Source organism: Streptomyces sp. NPDC093085, assembly GCF_040683935.1.
Classification (GTDB): Bacteria; Actinomycetota; Actinomycetes; order Streptomycetales; family Streptomycetaceae; genus Streptomyces.
Window position 1 is genome coordinate 120,912 of record NZ_JBFBFB010000002.1, and the last position, 13,961, is coordinate 134,872.

The window sequence follows — 13,961 nt, forward strand, 5'->3', positions numbered from 1 at the left end:
CGGGCGGGGAGGACGCGGGCGGGGGGGCGGAGGTGGTCAGTTGGCCTGGCCGGTGGTGGCCGTCGCGCGTTCCTGGGGCGCGGCCTCCGGGGTGTCCGGGGCGGCGGAGCCCTCGGCGGGGGTGCGGATCCACAGGGGCTTGAGCCGGTACGTCAGCAGGTAGCCGACGGTGGCGGTGCCGGCCGCGACATACATGCTCAGGTCGCCGGCGCCGGGGAAGGCCGCCGCGAACGGTCCGGTGTAGGCGCTGGACTGCCAGAACGGCACCGAGGCGAGCACCCCGGCCACCCAGACCACGAAGCCCCAGTCCAGGACGCGGTGACGGTCGTAGAGTTCGGCGATCCGGGAGGCGTCGGCCCGGCCGCCGAGCACGAAGTCCAGCAGGACGACGACGGCGAAGGGCGCGATGAAGTTGGCGGTGAGGTTGAGGAAGACCTTGAACTTGTCCTCCGTGCCGGTCTCGCCCCACAGGCTGATCCCGTACGCCAGCAGACAGATGATGGTGACGGCCTGGGTGCGGCTGACCGGCACCTTCAGGGTCTGGACGGAGATGGCGCCGCCGTAGACGTTGAGGAAGTTCTGGGCGAGCGCGGAGAGGGCGATGGCGATCAGCGCGGGGACCGCGAAGGGGCCCGCGAGCTGGTGGAGCGCGACGATGGAGTCGCCGCTGGTGGCGCTGGAGCCGACCAGGACGCCGAGGATGCCGAGCCAGCAGATGGTGACGAAGTTGCCGAGACCGGTGTACCAGGCGGTGCGGCGCACCACCTGCTCGGTGTCGGGGAGGTAGCGCGAGTAGTCGGAGGCGAACGGCACCCAGGCGACGAGGAAGGCGAGGAACCAGCCGCCGAAGGTGACCCAGCCGCCGGTGGCGCCCACATATCCCTCGGCGGCCGGGTTGGCGTCGAAGGTGCCGGCGCCGCGCACCACGGCCACGATGGTGATCATCACGAAGAGCGGGGTGAGCACGTAGGTGAGTACCCGCTGAAGGTAGTTGATCATGTTGTAGCCGAAGATGGCCACGACGAGTTCGACGGCGGTCAGCGCCAGGGCGCAGAGCCAGAAGGGCAGATGGGTGAGTTCGGCGAGCGCCTTCCCGCCGAGGATCACCGTGACGGAGGCCCAGCCGATGCCCGCGAAGACGTTGATGTACGCGACGGGCAGGAAGTTGCCGTAGAAGCCGAGCGGGCCCCGGGCCTGGATCTGCTGCGGTACGCCGAGCCGTACGCCCATCCGGGACATGACGGCCATCAGGACGGAGCCGAGCCCGGCGCCGACGACGATCGCGGTGACGGCGGCGCCGAAGCTCAGCCCGAACCAGGCGGCGCTGAAGCCGAGCAGGATGATGGGGAAGTTGAGCCCGGCGGCGAACCAGACGAAGAACTGCGAACTGGGTCTGCCGTGGCGCTCGTTGTCGGGGATGTGGTCCACCCCGAAGGGTTCGACCTTGGTGACCGCGCTGCCGTACACCGGTGGCGGGCTGTCGTGCGTCATCGCGTGCTCCTGGGAACAGGGGGAGGCAGGTGCGGGGGTACGGGGCGGGGGCGGGCCCCGGTCACCACGGCAGGGGCGCCGTGTGGGAGATGTCGAAGAACCCGCCGCCGCTGTAGACCAGCGGGGCCAGGTCGTCATGGCGGGCGCAGACCACCCGGCCGGTGAAGACGGTGTGGCTGCCGGCCTGGAGCCGTTCGCCGATCTCCACCTCCAACTGGGCGCAGGAGCCGCCGATCAGCGGGGCGCCGTGGGGGCCCGGGGCCCAGTCGAGTCCGGCGAACTTGTCGTCCGACTTGGAGGCGAAGACCTTGGCGACGTCGAGCTGGCCGGCGGCGAGGATGGAGATGCCGAGGTGGCTCGCGCGGGAGAGCGCCGGGTGGGTGGTGGAGCTGTTCTGCACGCAGACCAGGACCATCGGCGGGTCGAGGGAGATGCTGGAGAAGGCGTTGACGGCGAGGCCCTTGGGGGTGCCGTCGTCGTCGGTGGTCACCACGGTCACCCCGGTGATGAACTTGCGGTGCACCCCGCGTACCACCTCGGCGTCGACCGCCGCTTCCTTGGTGGTGGTGATGACCCCGAGGACTTCGAGGAGCTGGCGCGGGTCCCAGGTGACCCACTCCTCGGCCACCTCCGCCCCGTCGAAGCGGCTGAACGTCGCGCCCGCCACCTCCACCGGCTTTCCGGTGGCCGGTACGCCCAGGAAGGCGGCGGTGTGGTGGCCGGTGCTGCGCCAGCGGATGGCGAGCCGGTCGCCGTCCTCGACGATCTCCTCGATCTCGGTGCGCAGATCGGGGAAGGCGTCCCGGACGGCGCGGATGGAGTCCTTGAAGGTGTCACGGTCCTGCGCGGTGGCGGCGGGGCCGCGGCGCCGTACGTAACCGGGGCTGAGGAGTCCGTCGAGGTCCTCGAACCGGCCGTGGTCCCAGGCGGCTCGCCAGGCGGAGCGGACGCGGCTCGTGCGGTCCAGGGTGGTCGTCATCGACTGCTCCCTCATTCAGCTCGTGCGTTCAGCTCTTGCATGGCAGAGGACGGTAAGGAGCGGGCTAGCCGGTGTCAACAGTTCTGTCAAAATCCCCTGCTCAACGCCTGATCGGAGGTGAAATGCACAGGTCACCTGTGTTCTCCGACCGCCAACCCTTGACGGAGCGAAACCCGACTCCTAGCCTCTCTGCCATGGCACAGCGCGATCTGGAAGGACAGCGGATGCGATTCTCGATATTCCACAACCTCGGGGCCCCCGGCCGGCTCGGCGAGTACGCCCAGGTCATGGACGAGGCACGGGAGTTCGCGGTCAGCGCGGAACAGGCCGGCTTCTGGTCCACCTGGTACACCGAGCACCACTTCGGTCACGAAGCGATCGAGATCACCCCCAATCCGGTCCTCATGGGCGCGGACATCGCCGCTCGCACCTCGCGGATCCGGATCGGCCAGGCCGCGAACATCGCCACGTTCTGGCACCCGCTGCGGCTCGCCGAGGATGTCGCGATGCTCGACCAGCTCTCCGGCGGCCGGGTGGAGGTCGGGCTCGGGCGCGGGCTCTACGGCCGTGAGGCGCTCAATCTGAACGCCGCCGCCGACCCGCGCGACCAGGAGCGGAACCGGGCGCTGTACGACGAGACCGTGGAGATCCTGCGCAAGGCGTGGAGCGGCGAGTTCTTCTCCCACAAGGGCCCGTTCTACGAGTTCCCCGCGCCCGGCGTGAAATGGAACCACCCGCTCTCCCCCGCCACCCCGGCGTACACCGAGGACGGGGTGATCACGAAGATGCAGGTCACCCCGGCGCCGCTGCAGCGGCCCCATCCGCCGCTCTGGCAGGTCATCGACAGCCCGCGCTCGATCCAGGCCGCGGCGGCCGACGGCGTCCAGGGCATGTTCTGGCTGCCCCCGGTCTCCGCGCTCAAGGAGCGGTTCGAGCTCTACCGCGCCACGGCGAGCGAGGCTTCGGGCCGGCCGTACGCGCTCGGCGAGGGCATCGGCCTGGTCCGGGACGTGTATGTCGCCGACACGATGGAGCAGGCGCGCGCCGACTTCGAGGAGGCGCTGATGACCACGTACCGGTGGATCATGCACTGGCGCGGGCTCGCCAATCTGATGGAGGCGGGCGAGGAACTGACCGCCGCGCACGAGCTCTCCTTCGACTTCCTGCACGGCCGCAACCTGCTCGTCGGGACGCCCGAGTACGTCGCGGAGAAGATCGCCGAGCTCCGTGACGAGGTGGGCCTGGAACACCTGCTGCTCTGGACCACCCACCCGGGTCTGGAGCACCGCAAGGCGATGCGCAGCCTGGAGCTCTTCGCGGAGAAGGTCATGCCGCGCTTCGGAGCCCCGGCCGGCCCCGGCGGCACCGGTGTCTGAGCCATCGGCCCCCAGGGTGCCGGGGGTGCGCAAGGTGGTGACCGTCGTCGACGAGGTGCTGCTGGAGCTGGGCACGCCGGTCGCGGTGCCGGTACGGCGGGTCACCGCGGCGGCGGTCATCCGCAACCCGTGGGCCGGGCGCGGGGTGGTCGAGGACCTCCAGCCGGAGGTCGAGGCGGTCGCGCCCGGTCTGGCCCAGCTCCTCACCGGCCGGATCGTCCGGGCGCTGGGCGGGGTGGAGCGGGTCGAGTCGTTCGGCAAGGCGGCCGTCGTCGGCCTGGACGGCGAGATCGAGCACGGCGGGGCCCTGATCCACACCCCGTACTTCGGGAATGTGCTGCGGGAGCTGGTCGAGGGCACCTCGATCATCGTCTTCAGCGACGACCGGCTGCCGGCCGGTGAGCCGCTGACCGTCCCGCTGTGGCACAAGAACGCGGCGGCGACCCGCTCGCACTACCAGACGGCCCACATCCGGGTGCCCGACGCGCCCCGCCCCGACGAGATCGTGGTGGTGGCGGGCGGCGCCTCGGGGCCCCGGCCCAACGCGCGGATCGGGGACCGCCGTTCCGACCCGGTCATCCGGCTGGCGGACCTGGCGGCGGCAGCGCCCTCACGGGCCGGATAGCCCCCCCTCGACAGCGGCAGACCGCAGCAGCAAGCCGGCAGCCCCGTCCTCGCGGGGCGGGTACGCGGACGACAGAAGGACACCGAGAGATGAACATCCGCAAGATCATCACCTTCACCGAGGACATCCACACCGAGGGCGGGCGCCCTGTCGACCCGCCGGCCCGTACGGCGGTGGTGCTCGCGGTTATCGAGAACCCGTGGGCCGGTCAGGGCTTCGTGGAGGACCTGCTGCCCGGGATCGACGCGGCCGCGCCCGAGCTGGGCGCGCTGCTGGCGCCCCGGGTGACCGAGGCGCTGGGCGCGCCGGTCGAGGCGTACGGGAAGGCCGCGATCGTGGGGCTCGACGGGGAGGTGGAGCACGGCTCCGGGCTGATCCACACCCTGAAGTTCGGGGACTTCTTCCGGAAGGCCGCGAACGCCACGACGCTGCTGCCCGCCGTGGAGAAGCGGGCCGCGCCGGGCGCCGTCTTCGACATTCCGCTCAAGCACGTCACGGACGCGACGATCCGTTCGCACCACCAGAGCATCGAGGTCCGGGTGCCGGACGGGCCGCGCGCGGACGAGATCGTGATCGGGCTCGCGGCGGCGGCGCAGGGCCGGCCGCAGGCCCGGCTGGCGCCGCTGTCGAGCGAGCGGTGAGCGTCCCGCTCGCCCACGAGACGCACGGTGCGGGCACCGGCCTGGTGCTGCTGCACGGGGTCGGTCTCGACCGGCGGATGTGGGACCGGTGCCTGCCCGGGCTGGCCGCCGCGCACCGGGTGACCCTGGCCGATCTGCGCGGCCACGGCGCCTCCCCGGCGGCCGGGGCGTCCACCTCGTGCGCCGCGCTCGCCGGGGATGTGGCCGCGCTGGTGGAGCGGACCACCCACGGCGAGGGCCGGGAGGGCCCCGTCCATCTGGTGGGGTTCTCGCTGGGCGCGCTGGTGGCGCAGCGGCTCGCGGTGGACCGTCCCGAGCTGGTCGCCTCGCTCACCCTGGTCTCCTCCGTCGCGGCGCGTTCCGCGCGGGAGCGGGCCGCGGTGGCGGAGCGACGGCGGCGGGCGGCCGAGGACTTCGGGGCGTCGGCCCGCGCGGCGGTCGAGCGCTGGTTCGCCCCGGCGTGGCGGGCCCGTGAGCCGGAGACGGCCGACGCGGTGCTCCGTACCCTGCTCGCCACCGACCACGCCTCCTATCTGGCGTGTTACGACATCTTCGGGACGGCGGACGCCGAGCTGTGGCCGCTGCTGCCGGGGATCGCCGCGCCCACCCTGGCCATCACGGGCGTTGACGACCCCGGCTCCACCCCGGAGATGACCCGGCGGCTCGCCGCCCGGATCCCCGGGGCGCGCGGTGCCGTCGTACCGGACACCCGGCATCTGCTGCCGCTGGAGCGCCCGGACCCGCTGGTCACGGCGGTCCTGGCGCATACGGCGGAGGCGGAGGGTGCGGAGGGGACGGCAGAGGTACGGGACGGAGCCGTGCCCCGGGCCGCCCCGGCCGCGTCCGCCGCCGTACCGCCGCCCGCGCCTCCGTCCGTACCGCCGGCGCCGCCCGTACCACCGTCCCCGCCCACGTCCCCGTCCCTGCCCACCGGACAGGAGTGTCCCCGCCGATGACCGTCACCCCCCGACTCCCCCGCCACACCCACTACATCGGCGGCGCGTGGACCGAGCCCGCCGAGGGCGGGTACTTCGTGAGCGTGAACCCGACGACCGGGCTGCCGTGGTACGAGGCCGCCGAGGGCACCGCCGCCGATGTCGACCGGGCGGTGGCCGCCGCCCGTACGGCCTTCGAGAACCCGGCCTGGCGCGATCTGAGCCAGACCCGGCGCGGCCGGCTGCTGCGCGTCCTCGGGGATCTGATCGGCGAGCACGCCGAGGAGCTGGCCCGTACCGAGACGCTCGACAACGGCAAGCTGCTCCGCGAGATGCGGGCCCAACTCGCCGGGCTGCCCGAGTACTTCTACTACTACGCCGGGCTCGCCGACAAGATCCACGGGGAGGTGATCCCCGGGGCGAGCCGGGAACTGCTCAACTACACGCTCCGCGAGCCGGTCGGGGTCATCGGCGCGATCACCCCGTGGAACTCGCCGCTCCTGCTGACCGCGACCAAGCTGGCGCCCGCGCTCGCCGCCGGGAACACCCTGGTGATCAAGCCGTCCGAGCACACCTCGGCCTCGCTGCTGGCGCTCGCGCCGCTCTTCGACGAGGCCGGGTTCCCGCCCGGTGTGGTCAATGTGGTGACCGGGCACGGCGCCACGGCGGGCGCGCCGCTCGCCGCCCACCCGGATGTGGCGAAGGTGACCTTCACCGGCTCCACGGAGACCGGCCGCCGGATCGCCCAGGTCTGCGCGGACCGGTTCGTACGGGCCACGCTGGAGCTGGGCGGGAAGTCCCCGAACATCGTCTTCCCCGACGCCGATCTCGGCTCGGCCGCGATGGGCGTGATCGCCGGGATCTTCGCCGCAGCGGGCCAGACCTGTGTGGCGGGCAGCCGGGTGCTGGTCCACCGGGACGTCTACGACGAGGTGCTGGAGCGGGTGACCGCGCGGGCCGCGACGATCCGGATCGGCGACCCGCTGGAGGACACCACGGAGCTCGGGCCGCTGGCCCTGGCCGACCAGCTCGCCAAGGTGGAGTCGTACGTGGAACTCGGGCGCTCCGAGGGCGGGAAGGTGGTCTGCGGCGGGGTCCGTCCGGAGACCGGGCTCGACGGCTTCTTCTACACGCCGACGGTCTTCACCGGGACGGAGAACTCCATGCGGATCTGCCAGGAGGAGATCTTCGGCCCGGTGGCCACCGTCATGCCCTTCGCCTCGGAGGAGGAGGCGGTCGCGCTCGCCAACGACTCGGCGTACGGGCTGGCGGCGGGGGTGTGGACCCGGGACCTCAACCGGGCCCACCGGATGAGCGCGCGGCTGGAGGCGGGGACGGTGTGGGTCAACACGTACCGCTCGATGTCGCCGATGTCGCCCCGGGCCGGTTTCAAGAACAGCGGGGTGGGGACCGAGCACGGCACGGAGGTCATCCGGGAGTACACCCGGCTGAAGAGCGTGTGGATCAACACCAGTGAGGAGCCGGCCGGTGATCCGTTCATCCTCAAGTCGTGACGGAGCGGGACCATCCGGCCCTTGCATGGCACCTCCGACGGCCCGCAAGGGCATTTGACGGCGGGCCACCCCGGCTCTACTGTCACGTACCATGCAAGAACCCACTGGGAAGCGTCTTCAGCAGACGAGCATGCAGGCCAAGGTGGCCGAGGAGCTGCGCCAGATGATCATCACGGGTGAGCTGGCGCCGCGCTCCAGCCTCTCCGAGATGGCCCTGTCGGAGACCTTCGGCGTGAGCCGCACCCCGATCCGGGAGGCCCTCAAGCAGTTGCAGATCGAGGGCCTGGTCGAGGTGCGGCCCCGGGTGGGCACCTTTGTGGCGGTGCCGTCCCGGCGGGAGCTGACCGAGCTGTTCCAGATGAAGGAGCTGCTGGAGGGCGCCGCCGCCCGGCTGCTGGCCTTCCGGGGCAATGTGCCGGAGCTGGCCACGCTGGAGGAGAACATGCGGGCCGCCGACGCCGCCGTACGGGACGGGGACACCGACCGGTACGCGGCGCTCGTCCACGAGTTCCACGACCTGATCGTCAGCGGCGCCGACAACGGCAAGCTGGAGGCGCACTACCGCACCCTGATGAACCAGCTCGCCTACGCGCGGCTGGTCCGCACCTCGCTCTCGCGCCCCGGCCGGCTGCACGCCTCCGACAGCGAACACCACCGGGTGCTCAGCCTCATCGTCGCCAAGGACGGGGACGGGGCGGAGCGGGTGATGCGGGACCATGTGCGGCTGAGCCACCAGGCGCTGATGGCGGGGATCGACGAACGGCAGGGGCACGGACCTCTGTAGTCCGCACCCCCTGAGCGGATGCGCCGTCGACTCCCCTTATGGTCGACTCCCCTTATATACGGGCGAGTTGGCGGCGCATCCGGGTGAAGGGGCGGGGCCGGCCGGCGGCGAGGACGGCGGTGAGCCGGCCGTCGCGCTCGTACACCGCCAGGAAGTCGCCGCGCTCCGGCTCGCCCTCCACCACCCGTACGGTGTCGGTGGGCGCCCGGCGTCCGGCGAACTGGACGCGGATGCCGTACTGGTCGGACCAGAAGTAGGGGGGTCCGGTGTACGTGTCGACGGTGCGCCCCGCGAGGAGGTTGCGGACGGCCACGGCGGGCTGCTCGACCGCGCTGGTCCAGTGCTCCGCCCGTACCTGGGCGCCGAGTTCGGGCCGGTGGACCCGGGCGACATCGCCGACGGCGACGACCTGCGGGGCCTCGGTGACACACCCCGCGTCGCAGAGCACACCGTCGTCCACGGCGAGACCGGAACCGGCCAGCCAGGCGGTGTGCGGTGTGACACCGACACCGACGACGACCACATCGGCCGGGAGTGTGCGGCCGTCGGTGAGCTCGACCGCCGTCACCCGCGGGATACCGCGCACCGCCGCCACGCCCGCCCCGCAGAGCAGCCGGGTGCCGCGCGGGCCGTGCAGGGCGGCCAGCGCCGCCGCCATCTCGGCGCCGAGCTGGGGCAGCAGCGGGCAGGCGGCGGCCTCCACCACCGTGACCTCATGGCCCAGCGCCCGGCAGGAGGAGGCGACTTCGGCGCCGATGAACCCGGCGCCGACCACCACCACCCGGCGCGGCCCGGTGTGCAGTGCGGCCCGCAGGGCGCGGGCGTCGTCGAGGGTGCGCAGGGTGTGGAGACCGTCCGGGGGCGGCCCTGGCGGTCCGGGGAGCCTCCGGGCGGCGGCGCCGGTGGCGAGGACGAAGCCGTCGGCGCGTACGGTACGGCCGTCGGCCAGGGTGATCTCCCGGGCCCGCGGGTCGAGCCGGACGGCGCGCTCGCCGAGCAGCCACTCGGTGCCGGGCGCGGCCTCCTCCTCGGGGTCGAGCAGCCCGTCGGGGGCGGGCTCGGCGGGCTCGGTGAGGAAGCTTTTGGAGAGCGGCGGGCGGTCGTACGGGCGGTGAGGCTCTGCGCCGATCACGGTGATCCGCCCGTCGAACCCCTGGTCGCGCAGGGCCCGTACGGCATACGCCCCGGCGAGCGAAGCGCCGACGACCGCCACCGACCTCATACGGGGCTGCCCTCGGGGGCGGCGGAGGCGACGGGAACGGCGGGAACGGCGGAGGCGGCTGCGACCGACGGGGCGGACAGGGCGGCTGCGACGGCCGGGACGACGGGGGCCGGCAGGACAGCCGGGGCGACCGGGGCGACCGGGAAAGCCGAGGTCGCGGGGGTGGACGGGAGCACGTGGAGGACGCCGTCGACGATCTCGACGCGGTGGGTACGGACCGGCCGGCGGGCCGGCGGGCAGCTCGGCGCGCCGGTCCTCAGGTCGAACGAGGCGGCGTGCAGGGGACATTCGACCTGGCAGTTCTCCACCCACCCCGCGGAAAGCGAGGCATCCTGGTGGGTGCAGGTGTCGTCGATCGCGTAGTACGCACCCTCGGCGTGGAACACGGCGATGGGTGGTTCTGTGTCGATGCGGATGGCTTCGCCCTCAGGGAGATCTTCAAGGCGGCAGACGGGAATCACAGGCCCCCCTCACGAAATCATTATCGTACGGTTGTACATGACGCATCGCGAGGCGCGATGCGCAACAGAATCCTGGCCGAACGCCCGGCCGTCAAGGGCTTCCAGAACGACGGCCGGAACGGGACGCCGGTGGATGGGAATCGGAATTCATGGCGGACACAACTGAAGAGACGAACGGGACGAGAGAGCCGGCAAGAGAGCCGACGAAAGAGCCGAAGCGGGGAGCGCCGGGGTCGGTCCAATCGGTCGACCGGGCGGTGAGCGTACTGGAGATACTGGCCCAGCACGGCGAGGCCGGGGTGACCGACATCGCGGACGAGCTGGGCGTCCACAAGTCGACGGCCTTCCGGCTGCTGGGGGTTCTGGAGAACCGGGGGCTGGTCGGCCAGGAGAAGGACCGGGGGAAGTACTACCTCGGCGCGGGGGTGCTGCGGCTGGCCGGCGCCGCGGCGCTGCGGCTGGACATCTCCCAGGAGGGCGTCGGGGTGATCAGGACGCTGGCGGAGGAGACCGGGGAGACGGCGAACATCGCGATCCTGGACGGCGACGCGGCGGTCAACATCATGCAGGCGCGCGGCCCCGCCGCCGTCACCGCGCACAACTGGCTGGGCCGGCGGTTCGCGCTGCACGCGACGGCCACCGGGAAGGTGCTGATGGCGCACCTGCCCAAGGAGCGGCGCGAGGCGCTGCTCGCGGATCCCCCCACGCGCTTCACCGAGCGGACGGTCACCGACCGGGCGGCCCTGCGGGCCGAACTCACGGCCGCCGCCGAGGAGGGGTACGCCTGTACGACGGAGGAGCTGGAGAGCGGGCTCAACGCCGTCGGTGCCGAGGTCAGGTCGTACGACGGCGCGGTCATCGGGGCGATCGGGGTCTCAGGGCCCGCGTACCGGATGACCGGGGAGACGCTGCCGGAGACGGTCAAGAAGGTGGTGGAGGCGGCCCAGGAGCTGTCGCGCCGCATGGGGCACAGCGCCTGAGAGCACCGTCCGGGGGGCGTCCGGCGGGCATGCCATAGATACCTGACGGGGCGTCAGAATTTACTTTCCGTCCGTCGGGCCCGGTGAGCAGCGCTTCCCCGGGGGCCTCCGTCCGGTGGTGACGGGGCGCCCTTGACACCCCCTGCCGCCGTTCTCAGGATGTCCCCCATAGCGCAACGCGCACCGCACCACGCAACAAGCGGCGGCGTGCTGTGGCCGGTCCGAGCTGTCCGGCCACCGCACGCCGCCGTATCCCGCACCGCCGTGCACCACCTCGCGCATCCCTTCGTACGTCTCTCCCCCGCTCCGGACGCCCCTGCTCCGGAGACCCCTGAGCGCACCGATCCGAGGAGGGGTATGTCCACCACGCCCACCACCGCAGCGCGTGTCGTCATCATCGGGGCCGGCATCGTCGGCTGCTCCCTCGCCGACGAGCTGACCGCCCGGGGCTGGCGCGATGTCACCGTGCTGGAGCAGGGGCCGCTGCCCGCTCCCGGCGGCTCCACCTCGCACGCCCCCGGCCTGGTCTTCCGGGCCAACCCGTCGAAGACGATGACCGAGTTCGCCGCGTACACCGCCGGGAAGTTCGCCGGGCTCGAAGCCGACGGGCTGCCCTGTTTCCACCAGGTGGGCGGCTTGGAGGTGGCCACCACCCCCGAGCGGTGGGCCGATCTCCACCGCAAGGCCGGTTACGCCGCCTCCTGGGGGGTCGAGGGCGCGCTGGTCTCCCCCGAGCGGTGTGCCGAACTGTGGCCGCTGCTCGATCCCGCGCAGGTGCTCGGCGGCTTCCACACCCCCGGTGACGGGCTGGTCAGAGGTGTGCTCGCCTGCCGGGCGCAGACCCGGAGAGCGGAGGAGCGGGGCGCGCGCTTCCTGGAGCGGCACACCGTGACGGGTATCGAACGGGTGGACGGACGGGTCACCGGGGTCACCACCGACCGGGGGGTCTTCCCGGCCGATGTGGTGGTCTCGGCCGCGGGGTTCTGGGGGCCGGTCATCGGCGCGCTGGCCGGGGTGCCGGTACCGCTGCTGCCCCTGGCGCACCAGTACGTGAAGACCACGCCCCTGCCCGAGCTGGAGGGGGCCAACGACCCGCGTACGGAGGCGTCCCGGCCGATCCTCCGCTTCCAGGACGCCGATCTCTACTTCCGGGAGCACACCGACCGGATCGGGATCGGCTCGTACGACCACCGGCCGCTCCCCGTCGACCCGTTCACCCTGCCCGCGTACGACGACGCCGAGGTGATGCCCTCCTCGCTCCCCTTCACCGGGGACGACTTCGCCCGGGGGTGGCGGGAGGCGGGCCGGCTGCTGCCCGCGCTCGCCAAGAGCGAGGTCGCGGAGGGGTTCAACGGGGTCTTCTCCTTCACCCCGGACGGGATGCCGGTGCTCGGGGAATCCCGTGAGCTGCGCGGGTTCTGGCTCGCCGAGGCGGTGTGGGTGACCCACTCGGCGGGGGTGGCGAAGGCGGTCGCCGAGTGGCTGACGGACGGGCGGCCCTCGGTCGACGTCCACGCGTGCGACCTGCACCGCTTCGAGGAGGTCCAGCTCTCCCCCGGCTATGTGGCCGAGCGCGGCGCCCGCCAGTTCGCCGAGGTGTACGACATCGTCCACCCCCTCCAGCCCGCCGGGCGCCCCCGGCCGCTCCGCGTCTCGCCGTTCCACGCCCGCCAGCGGGAGCTGGGCGCGGTCTTCCTGGAGAGCGGCGGGTGGGAGCGGCCGCACTGGTACGAGGCGAACGCGCCGCTGGCCGCGGCGGACCCGTACGAGCCGCCGGAGCGCGACGCCTGGTCGGCGCGGTACTGGTCGCCGATCGCGGCGGCCGAGGCGCGCGCCACCCGCGAGCGGGTCGCGCTGTACGACATGACGCCGCTGCGCCGGCTGGAGGTCACCGGCGCCGGGGCCCTGGACTTCCTCCAGCGGATGACCACCAACCAGCTCGCGAAGAAGCCCGGCGCGGTGACGTACACGCTGCTGCTCGACGAGGCGGGCGGCATCCGCAGCGATCTGACCGTGGCGCGCCTCGGGGAGCGGCACTTCCAGGTCGGCGCCAACAGCGGCCAGGACCTCGACTGGCTGCTGCGGCACGCCCCGGACGACGTCCAGGTCAGGGACGTCACCTCGGGCACCTGCTGTATCGGGGTGTGGGGGCCGCTGGCCCGCGCCCTGGTGGCGCCGCTGGCCGGGGACGACTTCTCGCACGAGGCGTTCGGCTACTTCCGGGCCCGGCGGAGCTGGATCGGGGAGGTGCCGGTGACCGCGCTGCGGCTGAGTTACGTGGGCGAGCTGGGCTGGGAGCTGTACACCGGCGCGGACACCGGGCTGCGGCTCTGGGACACCCTCTGGGAGGCCGGGCAGGAGCTCGGGGTGATCGCCGCCGGGCGGAGCGCCTTCGACAGTCTGCGGCTGGAGAAGGGGTACCGGGCCTGGGGGCGGGACATGACGGCCGAGCACGACCCGTACGAGGCGGGGCTCGGCTTCGCCGTCCGGCCGGGCAAGGGCGACTTCACCGGCCGTACCGCCCTCGCGGGCCGCTCGGCGGAGCGCCGCACCCGGGCACTGACCTGTCTGACGCTGGACGACCCGGCGGCGGTGGTGCTCGGCAGCGAGCCGGTGTACGGGGCGGGGGCGCCCGGCGGGGCCGCGCCCGTCGGGTATGTCACCAGCGCCGGGTACGGGTACTCGGTCGGCAGAACGGTGGCGTACGCCTGGCTGCCCGCGCCCCTCGCGGTGCCCGGGACGGCGGTGTCCGTCGCGTACTTCGGGGAGCGGCTGGCGGCGACGGTGGCGGAGGAGCCGCTCTTCGACCCGGGGATGTCCCGGATCCGCCGCTGACACCGCCCCCGGCCGGCACCCCTCACCACGCACACCGCTCACACACCACTGGCATCACTGGCACTGCTCACACTGCTCACACCACTGGCACCGCTCACACCGCTCAGCACCACTTCCA

Annotated in this window: 11 protein-coding genes and 1 pseudogene; 8 read left to right on the top strand and 4 right to left on the bottom strand. The window is 72.8% G+C overall.

Translation table 11 applies throughout. The annotated features are described in order from the left end of the window. Positions 1 to 36 precede the first annotated feature (36 nt). A complete protein-coding gene (locus AB0O07_RS07235) occupies positions 37 to 1,491 on the bottom strand; it encodes a cytosine permease (RefSeq protein WP_365628356.1) in 1,455 nt (484 codons plus the stop codon). A 61-nt stretch (positions 1,492 to 1,552) separates the two neighbouring features. Beyond that, complete coding sequence (locus tag AB0O07_RS07240) at positions 1,553 to 2,470, bottom strand: flavin reductase (protein WP_365628359.1); 918 nt, start codon at positions 2,468 to 2,470, stop codon at positions 1,553 to 1,555. 194 nt (positions 2,471 to 2,664) lie between these two features. Here AB0O07_RS07240 and AB0O07_RS07245 point away from each other — a divergent pair, with 194 nt between their 5' ends. From AB0O07_RS07245 to AB0O07_RS07270, 6 genes are all read left to right on the top strand, one after another. Next, positions 2,665 to 3,846 carry an LLM class flavin-dependent oxidoreductase gene (locus AB0O07_RS07245; RefSeq protein WP_365628362.1) on the top strand — a complete coding sequence of 394 codons (1,182 nt, stop codon included), beginning with the start codon at positions 2,665 to 2,667 and terminating at the stop codon, positions 3,844 to 3,846. 25 nt (positions 3,847 to 3,871) lie between these two features. Continuing rightward, positions 3,872 to 4,471: an amino acid synthesis family protein gene (locus tag AB0O07_RS07250; RefSeq protein WP_365628365.1), complete on the top strand. Its 600-nt coding sequence runs from the start codon at positions 3,872 to 3,874 to the stop codon at positions 4,469 to 4,471. Positions 4,472 to 4,560: 89 nt separating this feature from the next. Beyond that, positions 4,561 to 5,112 (top strand): amino acid synthesis family protein, encoded by a 552-nt coding sequence (locus AB0O07_RS07255; RefSeq protein ID WP_365628368.1) that lies wholly within the window; start codon positions 4,561 to 4,563, stop codon positions 5,110 to 5,112. Further along, entirely contained in the window at positions 5,109 to 6,068 is a 960-nt protein-coding gene (locus AB0O07_RS07260) for an alpha/beta fold hydrolase (RefSeq protein ID WP_365628371.1), read from the top strand. The genes AB0O07_RS07255 and AB0O07_RS07260 overlap by 4 nt, the downstream gene beginning before the upstream one ends. After that, positions 6,065 to 7,561, top strand: coding sequence for an aldehyde dehydrogenase (locus AB0O07_RS07265; protein ID WP_365628374.1), 1,497 nt, complete (start codon positions 6,065 to 6,067; stop codon positions 7,559 to 7,561). Before AB0O07_RS07260 ends, AB0O07_RS07265 begins: the two co-directional genes overlap by 4 nt. 91 nt (positions 7,562 to 7,652) lie before the next feature. Further along, complete coding sequence (locus tag AB0O07_RS07270) at positions 7,653 to 8,345, top strand: GntR family transcriptional regulator (protein WP_365628376.1); 693 nt, start codon at positions 7,653 to 7,655, stop codon at positions 8,343 to 8,345. A 52-nt stretch (positions 8,346 to 8,397) separates the two neighbouring features. Here AB0O07_RS07270 and AB0O07_RS07275 read toward each other — a convergent pair whose 3' ends face one another. Together AB0O07_RS07275 and AB0O07_RS07280 are read right to left on the bottom strand one after the other, a co-directional pair. Next, a complete protein-coding gene (locus AB0O07_RS07275) occupies positions 8,398 to 9,567 on the bottom strand; it encodes an FAD-dependent oxidoreductase (RefSeq protein ID WP_365628378.1) in 1,170 nt (389 codons plus the stop codon). Positions 9,568 to 9,728: 161 nt separating this feature from the next. Next, positions 9,729 to 10,028: pseudogene (locus AB0O07_RS07280) on the bottom strand (bifunctional 3-phenylpropionate/cinnamic acid dioxygenase ferredoxin subunit); the annotation flags it as partial. A gap of 149 nt (positions 10,029 to 10,177) precedes the next feature. Between AB0O07_RS07280 and AB0O07_RS07285 the strand changes: the two are divergent. After that, a complete protein-coding gene (locus AB0O07_RS07285) occupies positions 10,178 to 11,008 on the top strand; it encodes an IclR family transcriptional regulator (RefSeq protein WP_365628380.1) in 831 nt (276 codons plus the stop codon). Positions 11,009 to 11,365: 357 nt separating this feature from the next. Next, positions 11,366 to 13,843, top strand: coding sequence for an FAD-dependent oxidoreductase (locus tag AB0O07_RS07290; RefSeq protein ID WP_365628383.1), 2,478 nt, complete (start codon positions 11,366 to 11,368; stop codon positions 13,841 to 13,843). The last annotated feature ends 118 nt before the right edge of the window (positions 13,844 to 13,961 follow it).

Excerpts from the sequence above, each read along its gene's own strand:
- AB0O07_RS07265 (WP_365628374.1), top strand. The coding sequence starts at position 6,065 with ATGACCGTCACCCCCCGACTCCCCCGCCACACCCACTACATCGGCGGC.
- AB0O07_RS07245 (WP_365628362.1), top strand. The coding sequence starts at position 2,665 with ATGGCACAGCGCGATCTGGAAGGACAGCGGATGCGATTCTCGATATTC.
- AB0O07_RS07275 (WP_365628378.1), bottom strand. The coding sequence starts at position 9,567 with ATGAGGTCGGTGGCGGTCGTCGGCGCTTCGCTCGCCGGGGCGTATGCC.
- AB0O07_RS07240 (WP_365628359.1), bottom strand. The coding sequence starts at position 2,470 with ATGACGACCACCCTGGACCGCACGAGCCGCGTCCGCTCCGCCTGGCGA.
- AB0O07_RS07290 (WP_365628383.1), top strand. The coding sequence starts at position 11,366 with ATGTCCACCACGCCCACCACCGCAGCGCGTGTCGTCATCATCGGGGCC.
- AB0O07_RS07285 (WP_365628380.1), top strand. The coding sequence starts at position 10,178 with ATGGCGGACACAACTGAAGAGACGAACGGGACGAGAGAGCCGGCAAGA.
- AB0O07_RS07235 (WP_365628356.1), bottom strand. The coding sequence starts at position 1,491 with ATGACGCACGACAGCCCGCCACCGGTGTACGGCAGCGCGGTCACCAAG.
- AB0O07_RS07270 (WP_365628376.1), top strand. The coding sequence starts at position 7,653 with ATGCAAGAACCCACTGGGAAGCGTCTTCAGCAGACGAGCATGCAGGCC.
- AB0O07_RS07255 (WP_365628368.1), top strand. The coding sequence starts at position 4,561 with ATGAACATCCGCAAGATCATCACCTTCACCGAGGACATCCACACCGAG.